The 26361-nt window shown below is 73.6% G+C and carries 23 protein-coding genes; 11 read left to right on the top strand and 12 right to left on the bottom strand.

Features of this window, described 5'->3' with window-relative positions:
• The first annotated feature begins 177 nt into the window (after positions 1 to 177).
• Positions 178 to 612 carry a ChaB family protein gene (locus BD833_RS08030; protein WP_166532605.1) on the top strand — a complete coding sequence of 145 codons (435 nt, stop codon included), beginning with the start codon at positions 178 to 180 and terminating at the stop codon, positions 610 to 612.
• A gap of 45 nt (positions 613 to 657) precedes the next feature.
• On the opposite strand, the gene BD833_RS08025 is transcribed toward BD833_RS08030, so the two are convergent.
• Entirely contained in the window at positions 658 to 1950 is a 1293-nt protein-coding gene (locus BD833_RS08025) for a M24 family metallopeptidase (RefSeq protein WP_166532604.1), read from the bottom strand.
• 93 nt (positions 1951 to 2043) lie between these two features.
• Positions 2044 to 3174: a GGDEF domain-containing protein gene (locus BD833_RS08020; protein WP_166532603.1), complete on the bottom strand. Its 1131-nt coding sequence runs from the start codon at positions 3172 to 3174 to the stop codon at positions 2044 to 2046.
• 190 nt (positions 3175 to 3364) lie between these two features.
• On the opposite strand from BD833_RS08020, the gene BD833_RS08015 reads away from it, so the two are divergent.
• The 3 genes from BD833_RS08015 (at position 3365) to BD833_RS08005 (ending at position 5062) form a co-directional block, all read left to right on the top strand.
• Positions 3365 to 3547, top strand: coding sequence for a hypothetical protein (locus BD833_RS08015; RefSeq protein ID WP_166532602.1), 183 nt, complete (start codon positions 3365 to 3367; stop codon positions 3545 to 3547).
• 70 nt (positions 3548 to 3617) lie between these two features.
• On the top strand, positions 3618 to 4313 hold the full coding sequence (gene npdG, locus BD833_RS08010; protein ID WP_166532601.1) for an NADPH-dependent F420 reductase: 696 nt from the start codon (positions 3618 to 3620) through the stop codon (positions 4311 to 4313).
• Between the two features lie 2 nt (positions 4314 to 4315).
• Positions 4316 to 5062 carry a helical backbone metal receptor gene (locus BD833_RS08005; RefSeq protein WP_166532600.1) on the top strand — a complete coding sequence of 249 codons (747 nt, stop codon included), beginning with the start codon at positions 4316 to 4318 and terminating at the stop codon, positions 5060 to 5062.
• Positions 5063 to 5069: 7 nt separating this feature from the next.
• Here BD833_RS08005 and BD833_RS08000 read toward each other — a convergent pair whose 3' ends face one another.
• Positions 5070 to 5675: a hypothetical protein gene (locus tag BD833_RS08000; protein ID WP_166532599.1), complete on the bottom strand. Its 606-nt coding sequence runs from the start codon at positions 5673 to 5675 to the stop codon at positions 5070 to 5072.
• A gap of 64 nt (positions 5676 to 5739) precedes the next feature.
• Here BD833_RS08000 and BD833_RS07995 point away from each other — a divergent pair, with 64 nt between their 5' ends.
• Entirely contained in the window at positions 5740 to 6150 is a 411-nt protein-coding gene (locus tag BD833_RS07995) for a DUF2784 domain-containing protein (protein ID WP_166532598.1), read from the top strand.
• Between the two features lie 180 nt (positions 6151 to 6330).
• Here BD833_RS07995 and panB read toward each other — a convergent pair whose 3' ends face one another.
• The 7 genes from panB to BD833_RS07960 all read right to left on the bottom strand — a co-directional run bounded on the left by panB (position 6331) and on the right by BD833_RS07960 (position 15439).
• On the bottom strand, positions 6331 to 7161 hold the full coding sequence (panB, locus tag BD833_RS07990; RefSeq protein WP_166532597.1) for a 3-methyl-2-oxobutanoate hydroxymethyltransferase: 831 nt from the start codon (positions 7159 to 7161) through the stop codon (positions 6331 to 6333).
• An 82-nt stretch (positions 7162 to 7243) separates the two neighbouring features.
• The gene (locus tag BD833_RS07985; protein WP_243737523.1) at positions 7244 to 9079 is read right to left on the bottom strand and encodes an NAD+ synthase; all 1836 of its coding nucleotides are present in this window, start codon (positions 9077 to 9079) and stop codon (positions 7244 to 7246) included.
• Positions 9080 to 9165: 86 nt separating this feature from the next.
• Positions 9166 to 10185, bottom strand: coding sequence for a carbohydrate ABC transporter permease (locus tag BD833_RS07980; protein ID WP_208092425.1), 1020 nt, complete (start codon positions 10183 to 10185; stop codon positions 9166 to 9168).
• Positions 10182 to 11081 carry a carbohydrate ABC transporter permease gene (locus BD833_RS07975; protein ID WP_166532596.1) on the bottom strand — a complete coding sequence of 300 codons (900 nt, stop codon included), beginning with the start codon at positions 11079 to 11081 and terminating at the stop codon, positions 10182 to 10184. The genes BD833_RS07980 and BD833_RS07975 overlap by 4 nt, the downstream gene beginning before the upstream one ends.
• 111 nt (positions 11082 to 11192) lie before the next feature.
• Complete coding sequence (locus BD833_RS07970) at positions 11193 to 12563, bottom strand: ABC transporter substrate-binding protein (protein WP_166532595.1); 1371 nt, start codon at positions 12561 to 12563, stop codon at positions 11193 to 11195.
• Positions 12564 to 12591: 28 nt separating this feature from the next.
• Positions 12592 to 14277, bottom strand: coding sequence for a glycoside hydrolase family 13 protein (locus BD833_RS07965; protein ID WP_208092424.1), 1686 nt, complete (start codon positions 14275 to 14277; stop codon positions 12592 to 12594).
• Between the two features lie 166 nt (positions 14278 to 14443).
• Positions 14444 to 15439, bottom strand: coding sequence for a LacI family DNA-binding transcriptional regulator (locus BD833_RS07960; protein WP_243737522.1), 996 nt, complete (start codon positions 15437 to 15439; stop codon positions 14444 to 14446).
• 219 nt (positions 15440 to 15658) lie between these two features.
• Between BD833_RS07960 and BD833_RS07955 the strand changes: the two genes are divergently transcribed.
• The 5 genes from BD833_RS07955 to BD833_RS07935 all read left to right on the top strand — a co-directional run bounded on the left by BD833_RS07955 (position 15659) and on the right by BD833_RS07935 (position 22553).
• Entirely contained in the window at positions 15659 to 16999 is a 1341-nt protein-coding gene (locus BD833_RS07955) for a glutamine synthetase family protein (protein ID WP_166532594.1), read from the top strand.
• A 118-nt stretch (positions 17000 to 17117) separates the two neighbouring features.
• Positions 17118 to 17858 (top strand): type 1 glutamine amidotransferase, encoded by a 741-nt coding sequence (locus BD833_RS07950; protein WP_166532593.1) that lies wholly within the window; start codon positions 17118 to 17120, stop codon positions 17856 to 17858.
• The gene (locus tag BD833_RS07945; RefSeq protein WP_166532592.1) at positions 17855 to 20989 is read left to right on the top strand and encodes a bifunctional [glutamine synthetase] adenylyltransferase/[glutamine synthetase]-adenylyl-L-tyrosine phosphorylase; all 3135 of its coding nucleotides are present in this window, start codon (positions 17855 to 17857) and stop codon (positions 20987 to 20989) included. Before BD833_RS07950 ends, BD833_RS07945 begins: the two co-directional genes overlap by 4 nt.
• A 94-nt stretch (positions 20990 to 21083) precedes the next feature.
• Positions 21084 to 22178: an AMIN-like domain-containing (lipo)protein gene (locus BD833_RS07940; protein WP_166532591.1), complete on the top strand. Its 1095-nt coding sequence runs from the start codon at positions 21084 to 21086 to the stop codon at positions 22176 to 22178.
• 48 nt (positions 22179 to 22226) lie between these two features.
• Positions 22227 to 22553, top strand: coding sequence for a CDGSH iron-sulfur domain-containing protein (locus tag BD833_RS07935; protein WP_208092423.1), 327 nt, complete (start codon positions 22227 to 22229; stop codon positions 22551 to 22553).
• Positions 22554 to 22573: 20 nt separating this feature from the next.
• Here BD833_RS07935 and BD833_RS07930 read toward each other — a convergent pair whose 3' ends face one another.
• Entirely contained in the window at positions 22574 to 24121 is a 1548-nt protein-coding gene (locus tag BD833_RS07930; RefSeq protein ID WP_166532590.1) for a methyl-accepting chemotaxis protein, read from the bottom strand.
• 223 nt (positions 24122 to 24344) lie between these two features.
• Between BD833_RS07930 and BD833_RS07925 the strand changes: the two genes are divergently transcribed.
• A complete protein-coding gene (locus BD833_RS07925) occupies positions 24345 to 25238 on the top strand; it encodes a bile acid:sodium symporter family protein (RefSeq protein WP_166532589.1) in 894 nt (297 codons plus the stop codon).
• Positions 25239 to 25322: 84 nt separating this feature from the next.
• Here BD833_RS07925 and BD833_RS07920 read toward each other — a convergent pair whose 3' ends face one another.
• Positions 25323 to 26336 (bottom strand): iron-containing redox enzyme family protein, encoded by a 1014-nt coding sequence (locus BD833_RS07920; protein ID WP_166532588.1) that lies wholly within the window; start codon positions 26334 to 26336, stop codon positions 25323 to 25325.
• Positions 26337 to 26361: the final 25 nt, after the last annotated feature.

The raw sequence follows: 26361 nt of genomic DNA, 5'->3' as shown, positions 1-26361 counted from the left end.
CCTCCGGTGCGGGTCGCAGGACCCGCACCCGCCTGAGCGCCGGGCGGCCGTTCCCTCGATCCAGGGGACGGCCGCCCGGTCCCGTCCGGGGCAACCCCGTCGTGGGACATCGGCACGATCAGGTGATCATCTCCGCCCCGGCGGGTAGGGCACGCCCGGACAGGAGAGGAGAACACGATGCCGAAGACCAGCAAGAAGGGCGACGCCAAGCAGTCGGAGATCCCGGGCACCCTGCAGCGCTCGCCGAAGAAGGCCCAGCGCACCTTCACGAAGGCCTACGACTCCGCGATGGACGAGTACGGCGACGGGGAGCGCGCGGGCCGCACGGCCTGGGCCGCGGTGAAGCACTCGTTCGAGAAGGTCGGCGACCACTGGGAGAAGAAGGAGGGCGGGAAGAAGGGGCCCTCCGACGCCCAGGCGAAGGGTGGCCGGAACACCGACCGGGAGACCAAGGGCGGGGTCGACGCCAACGCCTCGAAGTCCCACCTCTACGACCTGGCCAAGAAGCTGGACATCTCCGGCCGGTCGACGATGAAGAAGAAGCAGCTCGTCGACGCCATCCAGAAGGCGAGCGACAAGAAGACCGCTGACGCGCGGAAGAAGAAGAAGTAGCCCGCGGGCCGGCCGCCTCCGCAGGCGGCCGGCACCGCCGGGGGCTCAGCCGATGAGCAGGAAGTCGGTCTGCCGGCCGGCCAGGTAGGAGACGCCGTCCCCGGTGAGCGCGATGCCCTCCTCCAGCCCCAGGCGCAGGCACTGCCCGCCCCACTCCGGCACCGGGCGGCGCACCGCGAGCTCGAGGGCGTAGACGGTGTCGGGGTGCACCGGGTAGTCGCCGGCACCGGGGACCCGCCGCTGCTCGTCCCACTGCCCGATGGCCGGCCCGGCGCCGTGCCCGTGGTAGCCGACGGGGTGCGAGTAGACGTCGCCGTCGATGCCCTCCGCGGCGGCGGACGCCCGGGCCGACGCGAGCACCTCGTTGCCCGTGCGGCCGGGAGCCAGCGCCGCGACGGTGAGGTCCTGCAACCGGTTGGCCGTGGCCATGGCCGCCCGCAGGCCCGCCGGGGGTGCGGTCTCCCCGGCGCGCAGGACGTAGGCGTTCCGCTGGGTGTCGGTGCGCAGGCCCAGGTGGGTCACGCCCACGTCGCAGTGCAGCACGTCCCCGTGCTGCACCACCGCGTCGTAGGGGACCGCAGGCAGCAGCGTGCCGTCGTCCTCGGCGAGCGGGACGCCCGCCCGCTGCAGCAGGACCGACGGGTGGAACCACGGTTCCAGGCCGAGGTCGGCGAACCGCTGGCGCAGCCACCAGGCGACGTCCACGACGGTGGTCGTGCCCACCTCGACGACGGCGGCGGAGAACGCCTCGGCGATCACCTGGTGCACCAGCTCGTTCACCGCCCGCAGTGCCGCGATCTCCTCGGGCAGCCGGGTCTCCAGCCAGCCGACGGCCAGCTCCTCGGCCGACACCATCCGCTCGGCGTAGGGGCCGAGCGCCTCGGCCAGCAGGCGGTGCTCGGTGTGCGAGAGCCCGTCGGCCAGGGCGAACCGCGCCGAGACGTCGACGCCGATGCGCCGCGGATCGGCCTGCTCGACGAACCGGCGCACCTCGGCCCACTGGCCGCCCTCCGCCGCCCCCGCCGCGCTCCAGGCCGGCAGGAACTGCCCCACCGGGTAGCGGGAGACCGCAGCTGGGGTGACGCCGTCGTCGCTGCGGTGCAGCAGCAGGACGGTGCGCCGCCGTGCCGAGAGCCAGGTGGCCGGCAGCAGGGTCGCGAGGACCGGGTCCTCGTTGTACTCGCGCCCGACCACGACCCACAGGTCGATGCCCGCCCGGTCCATCAGCCCGGGGAGCAGGTCGAGCAGGCGTTCGCTGAGCCACCGGTCGCGCACGTCGGCCTGCTGGCGCAGCGGCAACGGCACCGACCGCGTCGGATCCGGCGCACTCAGCGTCATGCCTCCAGCGAAGCAGAGAACTGCCGAACCCACCGGTCGAGATCGCCGGCCGGTGCCGTCCCCCCGGCGGAGGATGACGCTGGACCGACGGCGCTAGACCGCCGGCAGCTCGGCCGGCAGCTCGGCGGGCTCGGAGGCGCCGCCGGGCAACGCGGCGTGCACCCGGTCCCGGCCCGCGCGTTTGGCCTCGTACATCGCGGCGTCGGCCCGGTCGACCAGCCGCCACAGCGCCTCGACGGCGTCCTCGCCGTCGACCGGCCGCGTCACGGCCAGGCCGATCGACGCGGTCACCGCGTGCCCGTCGGCGCGGTGGCCGCCGCCGACGGCCGCGCGCAGCCGCTCGGCCAGCCGGGTCGCCTCCGCCACGTCGCTGACCAGCCCGAGCACGACCAGCTCCTCCCCGCCGGTGCGGGCCAGCACGTCGGCCGGGCGGACGGTGATCGCCAGCGACCGCGCCACCGCGCCCAGGACGGCGTCACCCGCGGCGTGCCCGAACTCGTCGTTGAGCCGCTTGAAGTGGTCCAGGTCGAGCACCATGGCGCTCACCTGGGTGCCGTCCCGGCGCGCCTGGCGCCACAGGCGGGGGGCCTGCTCGATCAGGTACCGGCGGTTGAACAGCCCGGTGAGCGGGTCGAGTCGGGTGAGGGTCTCGGTCGCCTCCAGCAGCCGCTGCACCCGCCGGCGGAGCAGGTAGACCCCCATCGCGGCAGCGTTCAGCGTGCCGGCGCTGACCCCGGCCTGGACGCCCAGCGCGATCGCGCTGTCGTAGCTGGGCCACAGCGCCGCGAGGCAGACCGCCCCGGTCACCCCCATGTGCACGTACAGCTGGCGCAGCGTCAGGAACCAGGCCGCCACCAGTGCCGGGAACAGCAGCATCAGCGGCGTGGCGTACCGCAGCGGGTCGTGGATGCAGAGCACGACGACCAGGTAGATCAGGTCACCGACCAGCACCAGCGCGAACGTGTGGCCGTCCCCGACCCGCCCGTGCAGCGCCACGGAGGCGGCGATCACGAGCAGCAGCAGCATGGTGGCGGCGTAGACCCAGCGGGCGAGGCCGTCGCGGAGCACGCCGTCCATGACGAGGTTGACCGACCCCATGAGGGCGCCCATGGCGAGCAGGGCGGCCACGGTGAGGGCGGCGACCTGCCGGCCCAGTCCGTGCGCCGGAGCCGGCTCCGGAACGCCGATGCCGAGGTCAGGGGCGTGCGGAGCGGGGCCGATCACCGGGGCAGCATGCACCACCGGCCGGTTTTCCGGCACAGTTTCGTGCACGAGGCATCCGATGGCGGCCCGCCGTCCCACCCACTGGACGCCGGAGGCGGCCGATCGTGAACGCGCAGGTCACGGGAGAGGGCCGAGCGGCCACCGCCGCCGGGTGCGAGGCTGGGAGCCGACGACGAGCGAAGGAGGGCACGTGGCCGAGGGACCCTGGTACTTCTGTCTCAAGCACAACACGGTCGAGCCGCGGGAGGGCTGCGCCGCCAAGTACCGGCTCGGCCCGTACGACACCCCGCAGGAGGCCGAGCACGCCCTGCAGTCGGTCGCCGAGCGCAACGAGGAGCTCGACGCCGAGGACCGGGAGTGGAAGGAGGGCTGAGCGCCGTCGTGAGGGCCAGGCATGATCGGTGCCAGCCGCCGGGTCGTCCGGCGCCGCGGAAGGGGTGGACGTGACGGACGGTCGCGCGGTCGAGGAACTGGTCGTGGGTGTGCTGGGCGGTACCGGGCCGCAGGGTCGCGGGCTGGCCGTCCGGCTGGCCGCCCAGGGGCAGCGCATGCTGCTCGGGTCGCGGGACGCCGAGCGCGCCGCCGAGGTGGCCGGGGAGGTCGCCGAGCGTGCGGCCACGGTCGCCGGCGCGGGCGAGGTCTCGGTCACCGGCGGCTCGAACGTCGACGTCGCGGGCGCGGCCGACCTGGTAATCGTGGCGGTGCCCTTCGCGGGGCACGCGGCCACGCTGGCCGAGCTCGCCACCCCGCTGGCCGGGAAGATCGTCGTCGACTGCGTCGTCCCGATGGGGTTCGACGAGCTCGGCGCCTACGTGCTCGACGTCGCCGAGGGCAGCGTCGCCCAGCAGGCGGCCGCCCTGCTGCCGGACTCGCACGTGGTGGGCGCCTTCCACCACCTCTCCGCCACGCTGCTCGAGGACCTCTCCAAGCCGACCATCGACGGCGACGTGATGGTCGTCGGTGACGACCGCGCCTCGATGGACACGGTGCAGGCGCTGGCCGGGCGGATCCCGGGCATGCGCGGGATCTACGCCGGGCGGCTGCGCAACGCCCGCCAGGTCGAGGCGCTGACGATCAACCTGGTGTCGGTGAACCGCCGCTACAAGGTGCACGCCGGCATCCGCGTCACCGACGTGTAGGGATGCCCGACGACCTGGGGACGCCGTTCCCGGGAGCGCCGCCGCGGCGCGTGGTGTCCCTCGTCCCGTCGCTGACCGAGGCGGTGGCGGCGACCGATCCGGCGCTGCTCGCCGGGGCGACCGACTGGTGCACGCACCCCGCGGATCTCGACGTGCCGCGCGTGGGCGGCACCAAGTGGCCGGACGTGACCCGGGTGCTCGACCTCGCGCCCGACCTGGTCGTCGCGAACGCCGAGGAGAACCGGGACGAGGACGTCGCGGCGCTGCGGGCGGCCGGCGTCCCGGTGTGGGTGACCGCGCCGGCGACGGTGGACCAGGCGCTGGACTCGCTCGGCCGCCTGCTCGCGGCGCTCGACCGGCCCGACCCCGGGTGGCTGGTCCGCGCGCGGGAGGTCTGGGCCGACCCGCCGCGACTGCCCGGGGTCCACGCCGTCGTCCCGATCTGGCGGCGGCCGTGGATGGTGCTGGGCCGGGACACCTTCGCCGGCGACGTCCTGGCAAGGCTCGGCGTCCGCAACGTCTTCGCGGGCTCCGCCGACCGCTATCCGAAGCTGAGCCGCGACGAGCCTGGCGCCGTTCCGGCCGAGCTGGTCGTGTTCCCCGACGAGCCCTACGCCTTCACCCCCGACGACGGGCCGGAGGCGTGGCCGCAGGCGCGGCCGGCGTTCGTCAGCGGCCGGCACCTCACCTGGTACGGCCCGTCGCTGGTGGAGGCGCCGGTGGTGCTGCTCGCCCAGCTCGCCGGCTGACCGCCGCTCAGCTCCCGACCAGCCAGGCGGCGGCCAGGGCGCCGCCGATGACGGCCGTCGACGTGAGGACCTGGACCAGGTACGGGTGGCGGTGCCGCCACGGCAGCTCGTAGACGTTCCGCCAGGGGAGGTCCAGGGGGGTGAGCTCCCCGGGGACCAGCCGCACCGGGGCCCCGACGACCTCCGCGATGGCGGAGAGCCGGTCACGGCCCCACCACAACCCGTCCAGGCGCAGCAGCGGGCGCCGGGCGGCGTCCAGGAGGACCAGCAGGCCGGACGGGCGGGCGCCCCGGCCGTCCCGGAACCCCGGCAGCAGGACCACCTCGGCGACCCGGGACCGCGGCACGGCCCGGGTGCACACCACGTTCCGGTAGCGCACCGCCTGCCCGGTGACCTGCAATCGCCCCAGGAGTCGCCAGAGCGCGCCCACCAGGACCAGGATCCCGAGGCCGGCGCCGGCGAGCCACAGCAGCCGCGGGTCACCGGCCGACGCCTGGATGGCGACGAGCAGCGCCAGCAGCGCCAGGGCCAGCAGTTGCACAGGTGCGACGAGCGCCTGCCCCATCGTCCGCAGCGACGGGCGCAGCTCGACGGTGTGCGAGGGCGTGATCATCGCGGGGACCCTAGGCCGCCCCGGCGCCGCCGCTCAACACCCGCCCGGGTGGCACAGTGGGTGCGTGCTGCTCGCGAACGCGGTGGCCGTCCTGCACGCTGCCGCCGTCCTGTTCATGCTGGTCGGCGCCCTGCTCGCCCTGCGGTGGCGCCGGCTGATGCTGCTGCACGCCCCGGTGGCGCTGGCGATCCTCGCCGTCAACCTGGCCGGCGCCGACTGCCCGCTGACCACGCTGGAGCTGGCGCTGCGCGCCGAGGCGGGGCTGCCCGGGTACGACGGCGGCTTCCTGGGCCACTACGTCGTCGGCCCGCTGGCTCTCGACGTGCGCGCTCCCGGGCTGCAGGCGGGCATCTACAGCGTCGCGCTCGGACTCAACGCCGTGGGCTACGGCGCACTGCTGCACCGGGCGGCCGCCGGCGGGTGCCGGTCAGGAACACTCAGGACCCATCGCGTCGACGGCCAGGACGGCCGGTAGCAGGTTCAGGTGGGTGCGTTGCCGCACCAGGCGGACCGCCTCGACCCGCTCGCCCCGGGCCAGCAACGCCCGGACCTCGGAGGCCAGCGGCTCCGGCAGGAGCACCGGGATCGGCGCTTCGTCGAACTGAAGCCCCCGCACCCACTGCGGGATCCGCCACCACCGAGTCATGGGGGCTGTCTACTCGAACGAGTGCTCGGGCCCGGGGAACGACCCGCCGCGGACGTCGTCGGCGTACTCCTGCGCCGCGCGCAGCAGCTCGGACCGCAGGTCGGCGTACTTCTTCACGAACTTCGGCACCCGCCCCCCGTTCATCCCCGCCATGTCCGGCCACACCAGCACCTGGGCGTCGCAGTCCACGCCGGCGCCGATGCCGATGGTCGGGATGGCCAGCTCCTTGCTCACCTGGGCGGCGATCTGCGCCGGCACCATCTCCAGGACGACGGCGAACGCGCCGGCCTCCTGGACCGCGTGCGCGTCGGCCAGGAGTTGCTCGGCGCCGGCGCCGCGGCCCTGCACCCGGAACCCGCCGAGGGCGTGCTCGCTCTGCGGCGTGAAGCCGATGTGCGCCATCACCGGGATGCCGGAGTCCTGCAGCAGCCGGATCTGCGGGGCCACGCGCACGCCGCCCTCGAGCTTGACCGCCTGCGCGCCGCCCTCCTTCATCATCCGGACGGCGGTGTCGAAGGCCTGCTGCGGCCCGGACTCGTAGCTGCCGAAGGGCAGGTCGGCGACGACCAGGGCCCGCCGGGTGGAGCGGGTGACGGCCTTGACCATCACGAGGAGGTCCTCGACGGTGACGGCCACCGTGCTGGTGTGGCCGAGGACCACGTTGCCGGCGGAGTCGCCGACCAGGAGCACCGGGATGCCGGCCTCCTCGAAGATCGCCGCGCTGTAGGTGTCGTAGGCGGTGAGCATCGCCCACTTCTCGCCCCGGGCCTTGGCCTGCTGCAGGTGGTGGATGCGCACCCGCGCGGTCGACTGGCCGCCGTAGAGCACCGACTCGGTCATGGCTGTGACTCCTGTTCGCTCCCGCGGACCGCTCCGCTCCTCGCTCGCTGGCGCTCGCTGCGATGCTCACGTCCCTGTCCGCTCACTGCGCGGCTCCTTCGCGGACCGTGGGCAGGGTCTCCCGCCACCGGTTGGTGATCGGCAGCCGCCGGTCGCGGCCGAACGCCTTGAGGCTGATCTTGGTACCGGGGGCGGACTGGCGGCGCTTGAACTCGGCGGCGTCCACCAGCCGGAGGACCCGGGCCACCACCTCGGCGTCGTGGCCCCGCTCCAGCAGCTCGGCCAGGCCGAGGTCGCGGTCGACGTAGTCGGTGATCACGGCGTCCAGCAGGTCGTAGGAGGGCAGCGAGTCGCTGTCCACCTGCCCGGGCGCGAGCTCGGCCGACGGCGGCTTGTCGATCGAGTTCTGCGGGATCGGCTCGGTCTCCCCGCGGCCGCGGGCGTGCGTGTTGCGCCAGCGGGCCAGTTCCCAGACCAGCGTCTTGGGCACGTCCTTGATGGGGGCGAACCCGCCGGCGGAGTCGCCGTAGAGGGTCGAGTAGCCGACCGCCACCTCGCTCTTGTTGCCGGTGGTCAGCAGCAGGTGGCCGTGCTGGTTGGACAGCCCCATGAGCAGGGTGCCGCGCACCCGGGCCTGCAGGTTCTCCGCGGCGACGCCGGTGAGCTCGGCCGCCCCGTGGAAGCTGTCGACCATGGGGGCGATCGGGACGACCGAGTAGTGCAGCCCGGTGCGGCGGGCGAGGTCCTCGGCGTCGGCCAGGGAGTGCTCGCTCGACCACGTCGACGGCAGGCCCACGCCGTGCACCCGGTCGGCGCCCAGCGCGTCGACGGCGAGGGCGGCGCAGACGGCGGAGTCGATCCCGCCGGAGAGCCCCAGCACCACCGAGGGCATCCCGTTCTTGTCGATGAAGTCACGCAGGCCCAGGACGAGCGCTCGCCAGACCTCCTCGCAGTCGCTGAGCGGCTCGGCGATCGACGCCGGCCGGGGCTCGTACGGCGGCACCGGCTCGTCGGAGACCACGTGCCGGGTGACGGTCATGGGGCCGACCCGGCCCTCGCGCCGCTCCGGCACCGCCGAGGGGTCCAGCCGCAGGTCGACGGTGAGCAGGTGCTCGACGAACTGCGGCGCGCGGGCCAGCAGCTCACCGGTGGGGGAGACGGCCATCGAGTCGCCGTCGAACACCAGCTCGTCCTGCCCGCCGACCTGGTTGCAGTACAGGATCGCCGCCCGCGCCTCGGCCGCCCGGCGGCGGACCAGCGGCAGCCGCAGGTCGTCCTTGGCCCGCTCGTACGGGGAGGCGTTGGGGGAGACCACGAGGTCGACGCCGGCCTCGCCGGCCACCCCGCACGGCCCGCCCTCGACCCAGAGGTCCTCGCAGATGGTCAGCGCCACGTCGACCCCGTGCAGCCGCACCACCGGCAGATCGGTGCCGGGCACGAAGTACCGGGCCTCGTCGAAGACGCCGTAGTTGGGCAGGTGCCGCTTGTAGTAGCGGGCGACGACCTCGCCGCCGTGCAGCAGAGCGGCGGCGTTGCGCGGCGCACCCCGCCGCGGGTTGGCGTCCGACGGCCGGTCGTCGTCGGTGGGCGGCTCGTCGACCGGCGCCGGCCCGCTGCCCTCGGTGTGCGCCAGGTACCCGACCACGACGGCGAGCGCCCCGAGCCCATCGGCGGCCAGCCGCCCCGCGAGGTCGACCAGCGACTGCTCGCTGGCGCGGGCGAACGACTCGCGCAGCGCCAGGTCCTCCGGCGGGTAGCCGGTGAGCGTCATCTCGGGGAAGACGACGAGCTGCGCGCCCGCTGCCGACGCCTCCGCCGCCCAGCGCACGACCAGGTCGGCGTTGCCCGCGAGGTCCCCGACGCGGGTGTCGACCTGGGCCATGGCCACCCGCAACTGCACCGGCTGCTGATCACTCACGCGACCAGTCTGGCCGCTGCCCCCACCCCCCGCCCGAGGGGGTGCTGTCCGGCTCGGGTGGTCTGCTGCGTCTCGCAGGCCGTGGGTCAGCCCTTGACGGCGCCTCCCAGGCCGGCGCCGCGCAGGAACAACCGCTGGGCGAGCAGGAACACCAGCACCGGGATGATCGTGGAGATCGCCAGTGCAGCCATGAGCACCCCGAGGTCCGTGGTGGCCTGCAACGCCGGCAGTCGCACCGACAGCGGCTGCAGATCGGGGTTGGGCAGCACCAGGAGCGGCCAGAGGAAATCCTTCCACGAGGCGATGACGGCGAAGACCGACACGACACCGAGGATGGGCTTGCTCATGGGCAGCACGATCGACCAGAACAAGCGGAAGGACCCGGCCCCGTCGACGCGCGCTGCCTCGAAGACCTCGCGCGGCAGGGAGTCGAAGAAGCGCGCGACGAGCACCACGTTGAAGGCGCTCGCGCCCGCGGGCAGCCAGACCGCCCAGTAGCTGTTGAGCAGCGACGGCCCGACCGGGGGCCGGAGGATCGTCAGGTACAGCGGGACCAGCAGCACGACCGCGGGGATGAACAGGGTCGCGAGGACCGCCCAGTTGAGCGCCTTGGCGTACCGGGGGCGCAGTACCGACAGCACGTACCCACCGGTCGTGGCGACGACGATCTGGCAGACCCAGGCACCGAGGGCGAGGAGCACCGAGTTGAGGAAGTAGTGGCTGATCCGGACGTCGGTCCACGCCTCCGTGAGGTTCTCCCACGCGAAGCCGTTCGGGAACCAGGCCAGGGGTGTGCGCAGGATGTCCTGGGTCGGGGTGACGGCGAACTTGACCAGGAGTACCAGCGGTCCGATGCCCCAGACGATCAGCAGGGCGAGGAGCAGCAGGTGCGCTCCTCTCAGCCCGAACCGGACCGACGTCCTGCGCCACTCCAGCGCCGAGACCGCTCCCCGCTGCTCCTCGGGGGCGCGTTCGGCGCGGCGCCGGCCGCGCCGTGCAGGCCGTTCTCGGGGCGGGGAGGCGCCGGGCACGGCGGCGGCGGGTAGCGCGGCGACCGCCGCAGGCGCCGCGGTGGAGGACGTCGGCATCGGGTCCGTCGTCGTCACGTCGCGCTCCAGTTGCGGGTCAGGCGGAAGTAGATGAGCGACAGCACGGCCAGGAAGGCGGCGAGCAGCAGGCTCAACGCGGTCGCCTGCCCGTAGTCGGCCCCCAAGCTCTGCCCGAAGGCGTAGCGGTAGATCAGTAGGAGGACCGTCAGCGTGGCGTCGGCGGGTCCGCCGTTGGTGAACAGGTACGGCTCGAGGAAGACCTGCGCCGTCCCGATGATCTGCAGGATGAAGGTGATCAGCAGGACCCCGCGCAGCTGTGGAAGGGTGACGTGCCAGACCTTCCGCCAGATCGAGGCGCCGTCGACCTCCGCGGCGTCGTAGAGCTCGGGCGGCACGCTCGTCAGTGCGGCCAGGTAGATGATCATCGTTCCGCCGGCCGCCGCCCAGGTCGCCTCCAGGACCAGGGACGGCATGGCCCAGGTGGCGCTCTGCAGCCAGGGGAGCGGGTCGATGCCGACCGCGCCCAGGAGCGTGTTGAAGACGCCTTCGGGCCGGGGGTCGTAGAAGAACCGCCACAGCAGTACGGCGACGACCGGTGGCACGACGACCGGGAGGTAGGCCAGCGCCGAGTAGAGCCCCTTCCTGCGGCGCACCTCGCTCATCAGGACGGCGGCGACCAGTGGAAGGGGATAGCCGAAGACGAGGGCCAGCAGCGCGAACCAGCCGGTGTTGACGATCGCCGTGACCAGGCGAGGGTCGGCGAAGACGGCTCGGAAGTTGTCCAGGCCCACCCACGAGGTCGTCAGGAGGTTCGTCTCCTGGAAGCTCATGATCAGCGACCGGCCGATCGGCAACCAGGCGAAGACACCGAAGACGACGAGGAGCGGGAGCGCGAAGAGAAACGTGCTCAGCCCGCCGGTGCGCTGCCTGCGCGGCAGGCCGCGCCGCCGCATCGGCAGGCTCCTGCGCGGAGGGGTGTCGAGCGTCAACAGAGCCTCTTCTCTGAGGGAGGTGGGAGTCACCGGTGCCCGGCGGGGATCATCACCGCCGGGCACCGTGGTCCTTCACTCCTGGTCGAGCAGATCCTGCGCCTGCGTGTCGGCCGTCTGGAGCAGCTCGTCGATGTCGGCGCCCTGGTCGGTGATCACGGCCTGCACGGGGGTGCTGAGCAGCGCGTAGATCTCCTGGGTGGCCCGGGTCGGCTCGCCGATCACCGGCTGGTCGAAGGCGACGTCGGTGTAGCCGCTCATCTGGTCGAGCGGCACATTGATGTACTCCTCGACCCAGCCCAGTGCCTCGTCGTACTGCTCGCGGCTGAAGATCGGCAGCACCGGGGTACCGACGGCCTGGCCGTTCTCCGCCCGCACCTTGGCGTTCTCCACGGCCTGCTCCTCCTCGACGAGGTTCTGCAGGTAGAAGAAGTCGATCCACTTCACGGCCGCCTCCTTCGTCGCGTCGTCGGCCTGCGCGCCGACCGCGGCAAGCGTGCCGCCCACCAGCGCTCCTGCGTCCTCGCCCTCGAGCGGCATCGCGGTGAGGCCGTAGTCCTCCCCGGTGACGCCGAAGGTCTCGACCAGGCTGTTGTAGACGTCGGAACCATTGGTGTACATCGCCACCTGGCCGGCGGCGAAGGCCTGGTTGATGGTGTCCCAGGCCAGTGTGGAGTCGGCCAGCAGCGAGTCGTCCTCCCAGCGCATCGCCCGCAGCATCTCCAGGTGCGCACGGGTGGCGTCGTTGTCGATGGTCGACTCGTAGGACTCGCCGTCGGCCTCCTGCACCACGCCGCCGCGCGAGTAGGTCGCCGCGGTCAGCTGCCAGCCGCCGGTGGACCCGGACGCCATCATCCCGTAGCCCGCCACACCGGTCGCGTCCTTGATCTGCTTGGCGTAGGCGCGGACCTCTTCCCACGTCGTCGGCGGCTGGTCGGGGTCGAGACCGGCCTGCTCGAACAGTGCGCGGTTGTAGTGCAGCGCGACGCCGTAGATGGACTTGGCCGGGATCGCGTACACGTGGCCGTCCTCGCCGCGGCCCGCCTCGAGCAGGTTCTCGTTGAACTCACCCGCGTAGTCCAGCTGCTCGAACTGGTCGTTGAGGTCGGCCAGCTGGCCGTTCTCGATGAGCGTCCGGGCATCGGTCAGCGGGATCTCGAAGACGTCGGGCAGGGTGCCGCCGGCGAGCTGGGAGGCGAAGGTCGTCGCCTCCCACTCGTACTCCTCCTGCTGGACGTCGATGTCCGGGTTGGCGTCCTCGAACGCCGCGACCCGGGCGTCGAAGGCGTCGAACGCTGCCTGTTCGGAACCGGGCAGGAGGCTGACGACGCGGAGCACCTGCTTCCCCGAAGCCTCGCCTCCCGCGTCCGAGCTGCAGGCTGCGAGCGAGGCGATCGCGACCGCGCTGGTGAGGGCCATCGCCCAGGGTGTGCGTCCGGTTCTCATGGGTTCTCCTTCATCGGGGTCGGATCGATCACAGATCGGGGGAGACCGCGCTGCACAGCCACGTCGCGGTGTCCGGGGGCAGCTGGCCGTCGACGAGGTCGTCACTGGTCAGCAGCACCGTGAAGTTCTCGGGAAGCGGAGTAGGCCTGAGGCCCAGGTTCACCACGCAGGCGAAGGTCGCGCCACGGGCGAAGGCGATCACGTCGTCGGGGGAGTCGAGCCACCGCAGCGCGCCGTCGCGCAGGTCGCGCTCGCGCCGCCGCAGCGACAGGGCCGCCCGGTAGAGGCAGAGCATGGAGGACGAGTCCTCGCTCTGCCGTTCCACGGTGAGCCTGTGCCAGTCCTCCGGCTGGGGCAGCCAGGTCGTAGCGCCGGAGGTGAAACCGAAGGGGGGCCGGTTCCCGGACCACGGCAGGGGCACGCGGCACCCGTCGCGGCCGGGGTCGCAGCCCCCGGACCGGAAGTGCATCGGGTCCTCTAGCAGCTCGCGGGGGAGGTCCTCCACCTCGGGCAGGCCAAGCTCGTCCCCCTGGTAGATGTACAGCGAGCCGGGCAGCGCCGCGGTGAGCAGCGCGGCGGCCCGCGCCCGGCGCCTACCCACGGTGAGATCGGTGGGGATGCCGAACCGCTTGGCGGCGAAGGAGAAGGACGAGTCCTCGCGGCCGTAGCGGGTGACCGGTCGGGTGACGTCGTGGTTGGACAGCACCCACGTGGCCGGAGCGCCGACCAGGCTGTGCGCCTCGAGCGTCGTGTCGATCGACTCGCGCAGCGCCTTGGGCTCCCACGGCTGGGCCATGAAGTCGAAGTTGAAGGCGGTGTGCATCTCGTCGGGACGCAGGTACCGGGCGAAACGCGCGGGGTCGGGCAGCCAGACCTCCCCGACCAGGATCCGAGGCGGATCGTAGGTGTCCGCGAGCGCCCGCCACGATCGGTAGACGTCGTGCAACTCGTCCCGGTCGAGATGGGGGTGCGCCCCGGGAGTGGGCGAGGGTGGCACCTCGGGCAGGGCGGGATCCTTGATCGGCAGGGCGGCCGAATCGATGCGGATGCCGGCGACGCCCCGGTCGAACCAGAAGCGCAGGATCGCCTCGTGCTCGGCCGCGACGTCGGGGTGGTTCCAGTTGAGGTCGGGCTGTTCCGGGGTGAACAGGTGCAGGTACCACTCGCCGGGCGTGCCGTCGGGGTTCGTCGTCCGGGTCCACGTGGGACCGGCGAAGTCCGACACCCACCTGGTCGGGATCTCCTCGCCGTCCTCGCCACGGCCGGGGTGGAACCAGAACCTGTCGCGTTCAGGTGCGCCGGGCCCTGCGGCGAGCGCCGCCCGGAACCACTCGTGCTCGACGGATACGTGGTTCGGGACCACGTCGATGACGGTGCGGATGCCGAGCTCGAGCGCCTCGCTGATCAGGGCCTCGGCGTCGGCAAGGGTGCCGAAGGTCGGATCGATGCTGCGGTAGTCGGCGACGTCGTAGCCACCGTCGGCCAGCGGGGAGCGGTACCACGGCGTGAACCACAGCGCGTCGACGCCGAGGTCGCGCAGGTAGGGCAGCCGGGAGCGGACGCCCGCCAGATCACCCGTTCCGTCGCCGTTCCCGTCCGCGAAGCTGCGAGGGTAGATCTCGTAGATGACGGCGCTGGTCCACCAGGAATGGCGGCCGGCAGGGTGGGAGGCAGCCGGCCCTGCGGCTCGTCCGGTATCGGCCTGCTCTCTCACCGGAGGGCTCCTCGCGTCGTTGCGGAGCAGCCGGAGCTGATCGCCCGGCCGGCGGGGTGCGTCGCTGTGACTTACGCAACATCGCGAGCGGGAACCTAATCCACAGTGCAGATCAACGCAATAACTCGACAGCTGTGTTTTTGATACGTGACCTAGGTGGTGAGGATCAGGCCGGGGCGCGGGTCGTCGAACCCCGGACGACGAGCTCGGGTTCGAAACGCAGCTCGTCGTGGGTGACCGATGCCCCGGCGATCTGTCCCACCAGCAGGTCGATCGCGGCGCGTCCCATCGCTTCGATCGGCTGCCGCACGGTGGTCAGCGGCGGGTCGGTGCAGTTCATCAGCGCCGAGTCGTCGTACCCCACGATCGACACGTCGTGCGGAACGCGCAGCCCGGCCCGGCGGGCCGCGCGGACGGCACCGAGGGCCAGCGGGTCGCTGGCGCAGATGATGCCGGTGACCCCCTCGCCGAGCAGGCGAGCGGCGGCGGCCTGGCCGCTCTCCAGGGAGTAAGCCCCGCGCACCACGCGTTGTGGCGGCAGCGAGACATCGAGCTGCTCGGCCATCGCTTCGGCGGCGCGGAGCTTTCGCTGCGACGGCACGTGGTCGGGTGGACCGATCAGCATGCCAATCTCCGTGTGCCCCAACGACACCAGATGGCCGAACGCCTGCTCGACGGCCACCTCGTCGTCGCAGGACACGCGGGGGAAGTGCAGGGTCTCGATCGACGCGTTGACCAGGACGACCGGGAGCTGTCGCCGGGCGAGCCGCTCGTAGTGCCCGTGCGCCGCGTCGCGTTGCGCGTAGTTGCCGCCGGCGAACACGATGCCGGAGACCTGTTGACCCAGCAGTAGGTCGATGTAGTCGGCCTCGTCGATCCCTCCGGCGGTCTGGGTGCACAGCACCGGGGTGAAGCCGCGTTGAGCGAGTGATCCGCCCACCACCTCGGCGAAGGCGGGGAAAATCGGGTTCTGCAGCTCCGGCATCACCAGGCCGACCAGACGGGCGCGCTCGCCGCGCAGCTTCGTCGGCCGCTCGTATCCGAGGACGTCGAGAGCGGTGAGCACGGCTTCGCGAGTGGTGTCCGAGACGCCCGGCTTCCCGTTGAGGACACGGCTGACGGTCGCCTCGCTGACTCCAACCTTCTGGGCGACCTCGGCCAAGCGACGTGACATGGGACGAGGGTAGCGCAAGAACTGCAAGAACTGCGCAGGGATTTGCGATCGCTTGCGTGATCGCTCCATCGACCGGTGGGCCACCGTGGGCGAAAGCTGACCAGACACGGCCGGGCGCTCGTGTGTCGATCGCCTGGAAGGGGCAGGCTAGGTCCGGCAAGCGGCGTCGTCACACCCCCGAAACGAGCGGACTGGATCATGGCGGGCATGGACCGACAGCAGGAGTTCGTCCTGCGGACCCTGGAAGAGCGCGACATCCGGTTCGTCCGGCTGTGGTTCACCGACGTCTCCGGCTACCTCAAGGCCGTCGCGGTGGCCCCCGCCGAGATCGAGGCGGCGTTCGCCGAAGGCATCGGCTTCGACGGCTCGGCCATCGAGGGGTTCGCCCGCGTCTACGAGTCGGACATGCTGGCCAAGCCCGACCCGGGCACCTTCCAGGTGATGCCGGCCCGCGAGGGGCGGGCCAGCGACACCGCGCGGATGTTCTGCGACATCACGCTGCCCGACGGCTCGCCGTCCTGGGCCGACCCCCGGCACGTCCTGCGCCGGACGCTGGCCAAGGCCGCCGACATGGGCTTCACCTTCTACACCCACCCCGAGGTCGAGTTCTTCCTGCTCAAGGACCTCCCCAGCGACGGCACCCCGCCGCAGCCGGCCGACACCGGCGGCTACTTCGACCTGTCCACGCACAACGTGGCGCACGACTTCCGGCGGGAGGCGGTCTTCGCGCTGGAGGCGATGGGCATCTCGGTGGAGTTCAGCCACCACGAGGTCGCGCCCGGCCAGCAGGAGATCGACCTGCGCTACGCCGACGCCCTGTCGATGGCCGACAACATCATGACGCTGCGGCACGTCGTCCGGGAGGTGGCGCTCGCCCAGGGCGTGCACGCCACCTTCATGCCCAAGCCGTTCACCGAGCTGGCCGGCTCCGCGATGCACACGCACCTCTCGCTCTTCGAGGGCGACCGCAATGCCTTCCACGACCCGGCCGACCCCATGCGGCTGTCGACCACCGGCAAGCAGTTCATCGCCGGGCTGCTCACCCACGCCCGCGAGGTCACCGCCGTCACCAACCAGACGGTCAACTCCTATCGGCGGCTGCTGGCCGGCACCGAGGCGCCGACGGCGGCGACGTGGGGTCGCGCGAACCGCTCGGCCCTGGTCCGCCTGCCGAGCTACAAGCCGAGCAAGGCGCAGTCGGCCCGGGTGGAGGTCCGCTCGCCGGACTCGGCCTGCAACCCGTACCTCACCTTCGCCGTCCTCCTGGCCGCCGGGCTGCGGGGGATCGAGAAGGGCTACGAGCTGCCGCCCGAGGCCGAGGACGACGTCTGGTCGCTCACCGACACCGAGCGGCGCGCGGCCGGGTACGAGGACCTGCCGGTGTCGCTGGGCGAGGCGCTCACCGCGATGCAGGGCAGCGAGCTGGTCGCGGAGACCCTGGGCGAGCACGTGTTCTCGTTCTTCCTGCGCAACAAGTGGGAGGAGTTCAACTCCTACCGGCAGAACGTCACGCCCTTCGAGCTGCAGCGCTATCTCCCCGGCCTGTGATGACCCGCTCCCGGGGTGCTGCTCGTGCCCTCCGGGTGCTGCAGCGCCCCCGGAGCGCGGACAACACCCGGAGAGCGGGGGCGAGAGGGCTCGCCTCGCGGCCACTAACCTCGACCGCGTGACCTCCCGCGGCCGCCTGCTTGTCGTCGTCCCGAGCGAGACCGACCCGCCCGCGCGGCTGGGGGAGTGGCTGCGCGCGGCCGGCCTGGAGCTCGACGAGCGGCACCTCGGCACCGGCGACCCGCTGCCGGAGAGCCTGCAGGGGGTCGACGGCCTGCTCGTCCTCGGCGGCCCGCAGTCGTCAATGGACGACGAGGCCACCAGCCCGGAGCTCGTCGGCGTGCGCGCGCTGCTCCGCCAGGCGGTCGAGGCGGACCTGCCCACCCTGGCGATCTGCCTGGGCGCCCAGCTGCTGGCACAGGTGGGCGGCGGCAGCACCCGCGTGGGCGTCGACGGGCCCGAGGTGGGCGCCACGCTGGTGGCGAAGCGGGACGCCGCGGACGCCGACCCGGTGTTCGGCCCGCTGCCGCTGTCGCCCGACGTCATCCAGTGGCACCACGACGAGATCGACCGGCTCCCGCGCGGCGCGACCCTGCTGGCGAGCAACCCGCACTACCCGAACCAGGCCTTCCGGCTCGGCGCGCACGTCTACGCGCTGCAGTTCCACATCGAGACGACGCCCGAGATGGTGCGCGCCTGGGCCGCCAGCGACCCGGTCGGCGTCGCCGCGCACCCGCTGGACGTCGAGACCCTCTGCGCCCGTGCGACCGCCGCGCACGACGACGTCGCCCAGGCCTGGGAACCGTTCGCCGGGCGGTTCGCCGCCCTGGTCCGGTCGCGGGCCGAGGCCGCCGCGTGACGGTCCCGCAGGCGGAGATCCCGCGCCGGGCGGTCGTCCGGCTGGTCCGGTTCGGCTTCGAGGACGGCGAACGCGCGGCGCGCCTGCTCTCGGACCCCGCGCTCGGCCTGTGGGACCTCGAGCGCAACGAGCCGGCCGACCCCGAGGCCGGCCCTGTCGTCGCCGCCCTCGCCCGCGCCGGTGACCCCGACCTCGCGCTGCGCTCGCTGCACCGGGTGATCGAGGCCCTGGATGCCGAGGACGGCTCGGGGGGCGCGGCGGCCACGCTGCTGGCCCGGCTGCGCGGCTCCGGTCAGCTCCGGGGCCGGCTGCTGGCCGTCCTGGGTGCCAGCTCCGGGCTGGCCGACCACCTCGCCGCGTACCCGCTGGACTGGGAGGTCCTCGACGACGAGCACGGGCCGAACCGGCCCACCCCGCAGGCGCTGGAGCGGCAGCTGCTCGCAGCGGTCGGCGCCGATCCCGACGACCCCCCGTGGGGCGTCCGGCTCGGCAGGGGCGCGCCGGACGCCGGGCCCTCCCGGATCGCGGCCCTGCGGCACGCCTACCGCAGGGCGATCCTGTCCCTCGCCGGGCGGGACCTCGCCGACGGCGTCCCGGCCGAAGAGGCCGCCGCCGAGCTCGCCGACATCGCCGCCGCGGTGCTCACCGCCGGCCTCGCGCTCGCCGTCGCCGAGCAGCCCGACGACGCCCCCGCCTGCCGGCTGGCCGTCATCGCGCTGGGCAAGACCGGCGGCCGGGAGCTGAACTACGTGAGCGACGTCGACGTCGTCTTCGTCGCCGAGCCGGTCGATCCCGCCGGGCCGGACGGTTCGGAGGCCGATACCGGCCCAGCGATCACCAGCGCCACCCGGGTCGCCGCCGCACTGATGCGGATCTGCCGCGAGGCCGCCTGGGAGGTCGACGCCGCGCTGCGCCCGGAGGGCAAGGCGGGTGCGCTGGTGCGCACCGTCGCCGGGCACGCCGCCTACTACGAGCAGTGGGCCGACACGTGGGAGTTCCAGGCGCTGCTGAAGATGCGCCCGGTCGCCGGCGATCCCGACCTCGGCCGCGCCTACGTCGAGGCGCTGTGGCCCCTGGTGTGGAAGGCGGGGGACCGGCCCGGCTTCGTCGGCGAGGTGCAGGCCATGCGCCGCCGGGTGGAGGCCAACATCCCGCCGGCCCAGGCCGCCCGGGAGCTCAAGCTCGGCCGGGGCGGCCTGCGCGACGTGGAGTTCGCCGTCCAGCTGCTGCAGATGGTGCACGGCCGGGGCGACCCCAACCTCCGGGTGGGCGGGACGCTGCCGGCCCTCCTGGCGCTGTCGGCCGGCGGGTACGTCGGGCGGGAGGACGCCGCCACGCTGATCGCCTCCTACCGGTTCCTGCGCACCGTCGAGCACCGGCTGCAGCTGCTGCGGTTGCGCCGCACGCACCTGCTGCCCACCGACGAGCAGCAGCTGCACTGGCTGGCCCGCGCGCTGGGCTACAAGCCCGACCACCGCGGCGGCGCGGTCGAGGTGCTGCGCGCGGAGCTGGCGCTGCACACCCGCGAGGTGCGCCGGCTGCACGAGAAGCTCTTCTACCGGCCGCTGCTGTCCGCGGTCGCGCGCGTCCCCGGGGAGCAGCTGCACCTGGGCTCCAAGGCGGCCGGTGACTGGCTGCGGGCCCTCGGCTTCGTCGACCCCGACGGGGCGCTGCGGCACCTGGCCTCGCTCACCGGCGGCGTCTCCCGGTCGGCGTCGATGCAGAAGTACCTGCTGCCGGTGCTCCTGCAGGCGTTCGCCTCCTGCCCCAACCCCGACGCCGGACTGCTGGCCTACCGGCAAGTGAGCGAGGCCCTCGGCGGCAACCAGTGGTACCTGCGGCTGCTGCGCGACGAGGGGCAGGTCGCCGAGCGGCTGGCCCAGCTGCTCGGCTCCAGCCAGTACGTCGCCGCCCTGCTCACCCGGACGCCCGAGGCGCTGCGCCTGCTGTCCGACGACGCCGAGCTCGCGCCGCGATCGGCGGCCACCCTGGCCCACGCGTGGCGGCAGGCGGCCGGCCGGGCGTCGGATCCACCGGCCGGCATCCGGGTGATCAGGGGGCTGCGCCGGCAGGAGCTCCTGCGGATCGCCTCGGCCGACCTGCTGGGCCGGCTGGACGTGCACGAGGTGGGGCGGGCGCTCACCGACGTCGCCGTCGCCACGCTGCAGGCGGGGCTGGACACGGCGCTGCGGGCGCACGCCGAGGAGATCGGGGTTGACGTCGCCGACCTGCCCGCGGACCTCGCCGTCATCGGCATGGGCCGGCTGGGCGGGGGAGAGATGGGCTTCGGGTCCGACGCCGACGTCCTCTTCGTGCACCGGGCCCGGGCGGGCGCCGACGAGACGAGGGCCGCGGCCGCGGCGAACGCCGTGGCGCACACCCTGCAGCGGCTGCTCGCCGAGCCCGCGCCCGACCCGGCGTTCGAGATCGACGCCGACCTGCGGCCGGAGGGCCGGCAGGGCTCGCTGGTCCGCAGCCTCCCGGCGTTCCGGGAGTACTACGAGCGCTGGATGTCGGTGTGGGAGGTGCAGGCGCTGCTCCGGGCGGTTCCCGTGGCCGGCGACGAGGCCCTCGGTGCGGCGTTCGTCGAGCTCGTCGACCCGATCCGCTACCCGGCCGGCGGGCTGTCCGCCGAGCAAGTCGCGGAGATCCGCCGGATCAAGGCGCGGGTCGAGCGCGAGCGGCTGCCGCGCGGCGCCGATCCGGCCACGCACACCAAGCTGGGCCGGGGCGGCCTGGCCGACGTCGAGTGGACCGCCCAGCTGCTGCAGCTGCAGCACGCCGCGGAGGTCCCGGCGCTGCGGGTGACCGCGACCCCCGGTGCGCTGGACGCGCTGACCGCCGCCGGAGTGCTCGACGCCGAGGGGGCCGGTGCGCTCCGCGCCTCCTGGGAACTGGCCACCCGCGCCCGCAACGCCGTCTTCCTGGTGCGCGGCCGCCCCAGCGACCAGCTGCCCCGGCCGGGGCAGGAGCTCGCCGGGGTCGCGCGGGCCTGCGGGTACGGCCCGGACGACGACCCGGGGATGTTCCTGGAGGACTACCGCCGCACCACCCGGCACGCCCGGACGGTCGTCGAGCAGGTCTTCTACGGGCAGCCGCCGCAGGGCGGAGCGCCGACCGCCGGCGCATGACGATCCGGTGGCGTTCACCGGGGCGCGGTTCGGCCCGGCCGGGCCTGGCAAGGGGATGGGGAGCCCTGTCCCCGAGCCCATGTCAGGACGTGCGATGCGCCTCGCCGGTGCCGGAGTCTGCGCCGCTCTGCTCCTCCTCACGTCGTGCACGACGGACGACAGCACCTCGCCCGAGGCCGTCCCCACCCCGTCGTCGCCGACCGCGACCGAGCGGGAGGACGACCCGGCCGGCCCGACTCCGGACGACGGACCGGGTGCGGCGCAACCGGTGGGCGACGGGAGCACCGCCGAGGCCGACGTCCCGGGGAACGGGCCGCCGGTGGCGCTCACCGAGGTGGAGCTCGCTGCCCACGACGGCTTCGACCGGGTCGTCTTCCGGTTCGCCGGCGAGGGGGACCCCGGCTGGGAGGTCGGCTACACCGAGCAGCCGCGGTCGCAGGGGTCGGGAGGTCCGGTGGAGGTGCCCGGTGGGGCGGCCCTGGGCATCACGCTGACCAACATCGCGCTGCCGGGCGATGCCCCCGACGGCGTGCAGCCCTGGGAGGGCGGATCCCCGCTGACCGTGGCCGGTGCGAACGTGCTCGACACGCTGGTCGAGGACACCCTGGTGGAGGGCCGCTACACCTTCTTCGCCGGGCTGGACCGGGAGCGACCGTTCGCGGTGGGTGCGCTGAGCTCGCCGCAGCGGCTCGTGGTCGACCTGCTCGCGGAGGAGCCGGCTCCGGCCGCGGCGCTGTCGCAGCGCTGCGAGAGCCCGGCCGGCTTCTCGGTCGCCTATCCGGCGTCGTGGTCGGTCAACTCGGGGCTGACCGTGCCCGCGTGCACGCGGTTCGCCCCCGAGCCGTTCACCGTGCCGGCCGGCACCGACGCCCGGGTGGGAGCGATCACCGCCTCGGTCGAGTCGATCCCGTTCGAGGCCGTCGTGGCCCCGGGCGCCGCCGAGGAGCTGAGCCGGGAGGAGACCGTGGTCGACGGCCGCACCGCGGTGCGGATCGAGCGCGTCTCCGCGGGTGAGGGCCTGTGGCCTGAAGGGGTGCGGAGCACCAGCTACGTCGTCGACCTCGGTGGGGGCGAGGAGGGGCCGCGCACGCTGGTCGTCAACACCATCGACCTGCGCGAGTTCGACTACTCGGCCAGCGTCGAGGTCCTGGACCGCATGGTGCAGACCCTCGAGTTCACCGGGGCCTGACCCGGGGTGGCGGCGCGGGCCCCCGCGCCACCAGGGCATGCTGGGGGCGTGTCGGGATCACTGCCGGTCGGGCCGGAGCTGCCGGAGGACGTCGAGGCCGGGGGAGAAGCGCCCGCCGGGCGCGCCGACGGGGCCACCATCACGCCCTACCGGGACGGCCCGCTGCTGGTCCGGGGGAACTTCCGGCTGGTCGACCAGGACGGCGCCGAGATCGATCCGGGCCGGGAGACCATCGCCCTCTGCCGCTGCGGCAAGTCGGGCATCAAGCCGTTCTGCGACGGCTCGCACAAGCGCTCCGGGTTCTCCGCACCGAGCACCCCCAGCCGGCCGCGACCGGCGGCGCAGATCCTGCGGGAGGGCCGCCGGGAGGGCTGAGCCTCCCGGCGGCCGGTGGATCAGCGGGCGGCGTCGAACGCCTGCGCCATCCGGACCTGCTCCTCGAGGATCTCGCCCATGCGGGCCTGGACGGCGTCCAGCTGCTGGATGACCTGGCTGGTCGCGCTGATCCCGGAGGACACCGACTCGGTGCCGGCCTGGATCCCGGCGATCTGCTCGGAGACCTTGCTGGTCGCCGCCGCGGTCTCGCGCGCCAGCTCCTTGACCTCGTTGGCGACCACGGCGAAGCCCTTGCCCGACTCGCCGGCGCGGGCGGCCTCGATGGTGGCGTTGAGGGCCAGCAGGTTGGTCTGGTCGGCGATCGTGGAGATGATGCGGATGACGTCGCCGACGGCGGCCGAGGCGCTGGCCAGCCCCTCCACCTGGGTGGTCATCGACGACGCCTGCGTGACCGCGCTCTCGGCGACCCGGCCGGCGTCGTCGGCCGCCTCGCGCAGCCGGGAGACGGTCTCCAGCAGCGCGCGCGAGTTCGCCTGGTCGGCCGCCGCCCGGCGGAGCATGTCCAGCCGCTGGGAGACCAGCTGCTGCACGTTGCGCAGCGCGGAGGACCGCGACTCGGAGAGGTCGATCGTCTCGGTCACGAAGAAGTCCATGGTGCCCACGACCCGTCCCTCGCAGACGATCGGGAAGCAGACGCCCGAGCGCACGCCGGCCCGCTGCGCGGCCGGGGCCCGCACGCAGTCGGTGACCTCGGCCAGGTCGCGGACGAAGACCAGGTCGCGCTTGCGCCACGCGCGACCGGACAGGCCCACGCCCTCGGCGAAGCTGGCCGCGAGGGTGACCTGCCGGAACTCGTCGCCGGCGGATCCCGACTCGACCGAGAAGCGCAGCACCGCGGCCTCCTGGTCCAGTGCCCAGTAGGAGCCGTACGCCCAGCCGAAGGCGCTGCGCACCGTGTCCAGGGCGACCCGGATCGCCTCCGGCTCGTCGCGCGCCTCGCCGACCTTGCCGACGACGACGGTGACGGCCTCGCGGTCGTCGAGGGTCTCCCGCAGGGCGGCGGTGGTCAGCGCGCTGCGCCGGGCGTGCGAGATCAGCCGGCCGAGGACCTGCCACTTCTCGGCGCGGCCGCCGAAGAACGGCAGCTCGTCGCGGCTGTAGTACTCCAGGACGGCGGTGACGCGGTTGCCCTCCACCACCGGGAGGAAGCAGCCCTGCCGGGCGCCCGTGGCCTGGGCGGTGGCCCAGCGCACACAGGTCTCGGTGGAGGTGCCGGCGTCCATGAGCACCGGGGTGCGCCGGCGCAGGGCCTCGCCGCCGTAGCCGGCGTCCTCCGTCAGGGCGGCGTCGGCGGGGATCGTCGCGGCCATGGCGGGGGCGCCGGCGCCCTCGGCGACCCGCAGCGTGAAGCCGCCGCGGCCGTCGGGCAGCCAGGCCCCGCCGTAGCACAGGCCCAGGGCGTCGACCAGCACGGCCATGATCCGCTGGTGTGCCGCCAGCTCGGTGGAGACCTCCCCGTCGAGCGCGGCGATCACCCGCTCCAGCGCCTCGACGTCGCGTGGCTGCTCCACCGGTTCCGCCAGCCGCCGCATCTCGCGCTTGCGCATGCCGTCCCTCTCCCTCCCCCGGGGACCGGGCGCCCCGTGGTGCGCGGTCCGATCGCGGAAGAGGTTTCGGTCCGCAGCGGTGCATGTTGAGCCGGAACTCCATCGGACGCCCCTCCGGGTGGTCCCCGGCGCGGGGGGTGCCGGGATGTGACCTGGATCGCGCAGGATGCGGGGACCAGTTCCCCGCGGCGCGCCCGTGCGCCCGGTCCCGATCGGAGGTCCGGTGGACTCCTCGCTCAGCACCGTCGCGCTGCCCGTGGCGCTCGCCGTCGTCATGTTCGGCCTCGGGCTGGCCCTGACCCCGGCGGACTTCGTCCGCATCGGCCGGCAGCCCCGGGCCGTGGTCGTCGCCCTGGCCCTCCAGCTGCTGGTCCTGCCGGCGCTGTGCCTGGGGCTGGTCCTGGCCTTCGGCCTGCCGCCGCTGCTGGCGGTCGGCATGATGCTGCTCGCGGCGTCGCCCGGCGGCACCACCGCGAACCTGTTCAGCCACCTGTACCGGGGCGACGTCGCCCTGAACATCAGCCTCACGGCGATCAACTCGGTGATCGCGGTGGTCACCCTGCCCCTGGTCACGAACCTGGCGGTCGGCTTCTTCGACCCGCCGGACGCCGGCACGCTCGGGCTCCAGTTCGGCAAGACGCTGCAGGTGTTCGCGATCGTGCTCGTGCCGGTCGCCCTGGGCATGCTGGTGCGCCGGTCCGCCCCGGCCTTCGCCGACCGGATGGACAAGCCGGTGCGCATCCTGTCGGCGGTCGTCCTGGCGCTGGTGATCCTCGGGACGATCGTGGCGGAGCGGGAGAACGTGGGGTCCTACCTGGCCGACGTCGGGCTCCCGGCGCTGGTCTTCTGCCTGTGCAGCCTCACCCTGGGGTTCCTCGTGCCGCGGCTGCTCGGCATCGGGCGCGCGCAGGCGGTCGCCAGCTCCTTCGAGATCGGGGTCCACAACAGCACGCTGGCCATCGCCGTGGCGATCAGCGTCCTCGGCAGCGTCGAGCTCGCGGTGCCGGCCGCGGTCTACGGCGTGCTGATGTTCCCGGTCGCGGCGGTCTTCGGCTGGGCGATCACCCGCCGGAACGCGCCGGCGGGGGACCGGGAGGACCCGGTGCCCGCCGGCTGATCCCCAGGCGGCGGGAGCATCGGCCGCCTTCCAGCGCCTCGGTCCGCTCCTCGCTCGTTCCTCCCTGCGATGCTCCCGAGGCTGTCAGGCGGCCAGGTCGGCCTGCGGGCGCAGGGCCGAGCGGCCGGCCTGCCAGGCGCCCAGCAGGTGGGTGGCCGCCAGCCCGTCCAGGGCCAGGGAGGTGGCCGCGCCGAACAGCACGTCGGCGGCGAGCCCGGGCTCCTCGGCGACCAGCGAGCCGCACATGTCCACCGAGGCGATCTGCTCGTGCACGGCGTCGGCCTCCACGTGCTCGTCGTAGAAGACGGTCGTCCGCTCGTCGAAGCCCAGGCGGCGCAGCCCGGCCGAGTACCGGCGGCTGGGCTCCGACGAGGTCATCTCCACCGCGGTGAGGTGGCCCAGCGCCGCCCCGCGCCGACGGCGGTGCAGGCCGAACAGGGACATCGTGTTCACCGAGGCGAACGCGACCGCCGGGGCCTCGTCCCAGAGCGCGCCGTACCCGGCGTCCAGGTCGAGGTCGCGCATCAGGCCCGCGAACAACTCGCTGTGCATGCGCTCGGCGGACCCGCCGCCGTACTCGTCGGCCTGGATCTCCACCATCGCCGCCTTCGCCCGCCCGGACAGCCGCGGGATGGCGAACGTGTGCGGATCGGCCTCCTTGAGGTGGTACACCGACCGGAGGACCAGGTACTCCCGCCACTGCTCGAGCGAGCCCTGCTTGGACAGGTAGGACGACAGCGAGGGGCCGTCGTCGGCGGCGATCAGCGCCGTCAGCTGCTGGTCGATCGGCCCGTCGGTGACCGGCACGTCGCCCACCAGGTCCCGCAGCGCCGCCTCGTGCCGCCGCTCGAGGCCGGCCCGCGCCCCGATCAGCGCTGGGTTCCACTCCCAGTCGTCGGAGACGCCGTCGAAACCGCGGTAGTGCAGCTCGTAGCAGACGGCGAGGGCGAGCTGGAGGTCGTCGTCGGTCAGGGCCTCCGCCGGGCCGGCGGCCGCCCGCCGGGCCTGCTCCAGCGTCGCCGGCGACAGCTCGGTGCGGGTGGCGAGGTCGGAGACGAGGGCCTCGCTGAGCGGGCCCCGTGGCTCGGGAAGGCGCATGATCACCAGCATGCCCACCGGGCGC

It is taken from the genome of Blastococcus xanthinilyticus (genome assembly GCF_008124835.1).
Classification (GTDB): Bacteria; Actinomycetota; Actinomycetes; order Mycobacteriales; family Geodermatophilaceae; genus Blastococcus; species Blastococcus xanthinilyticus.
This window is presented reverse-complemented; position numbering and strand designations above follow the sequence as displayed.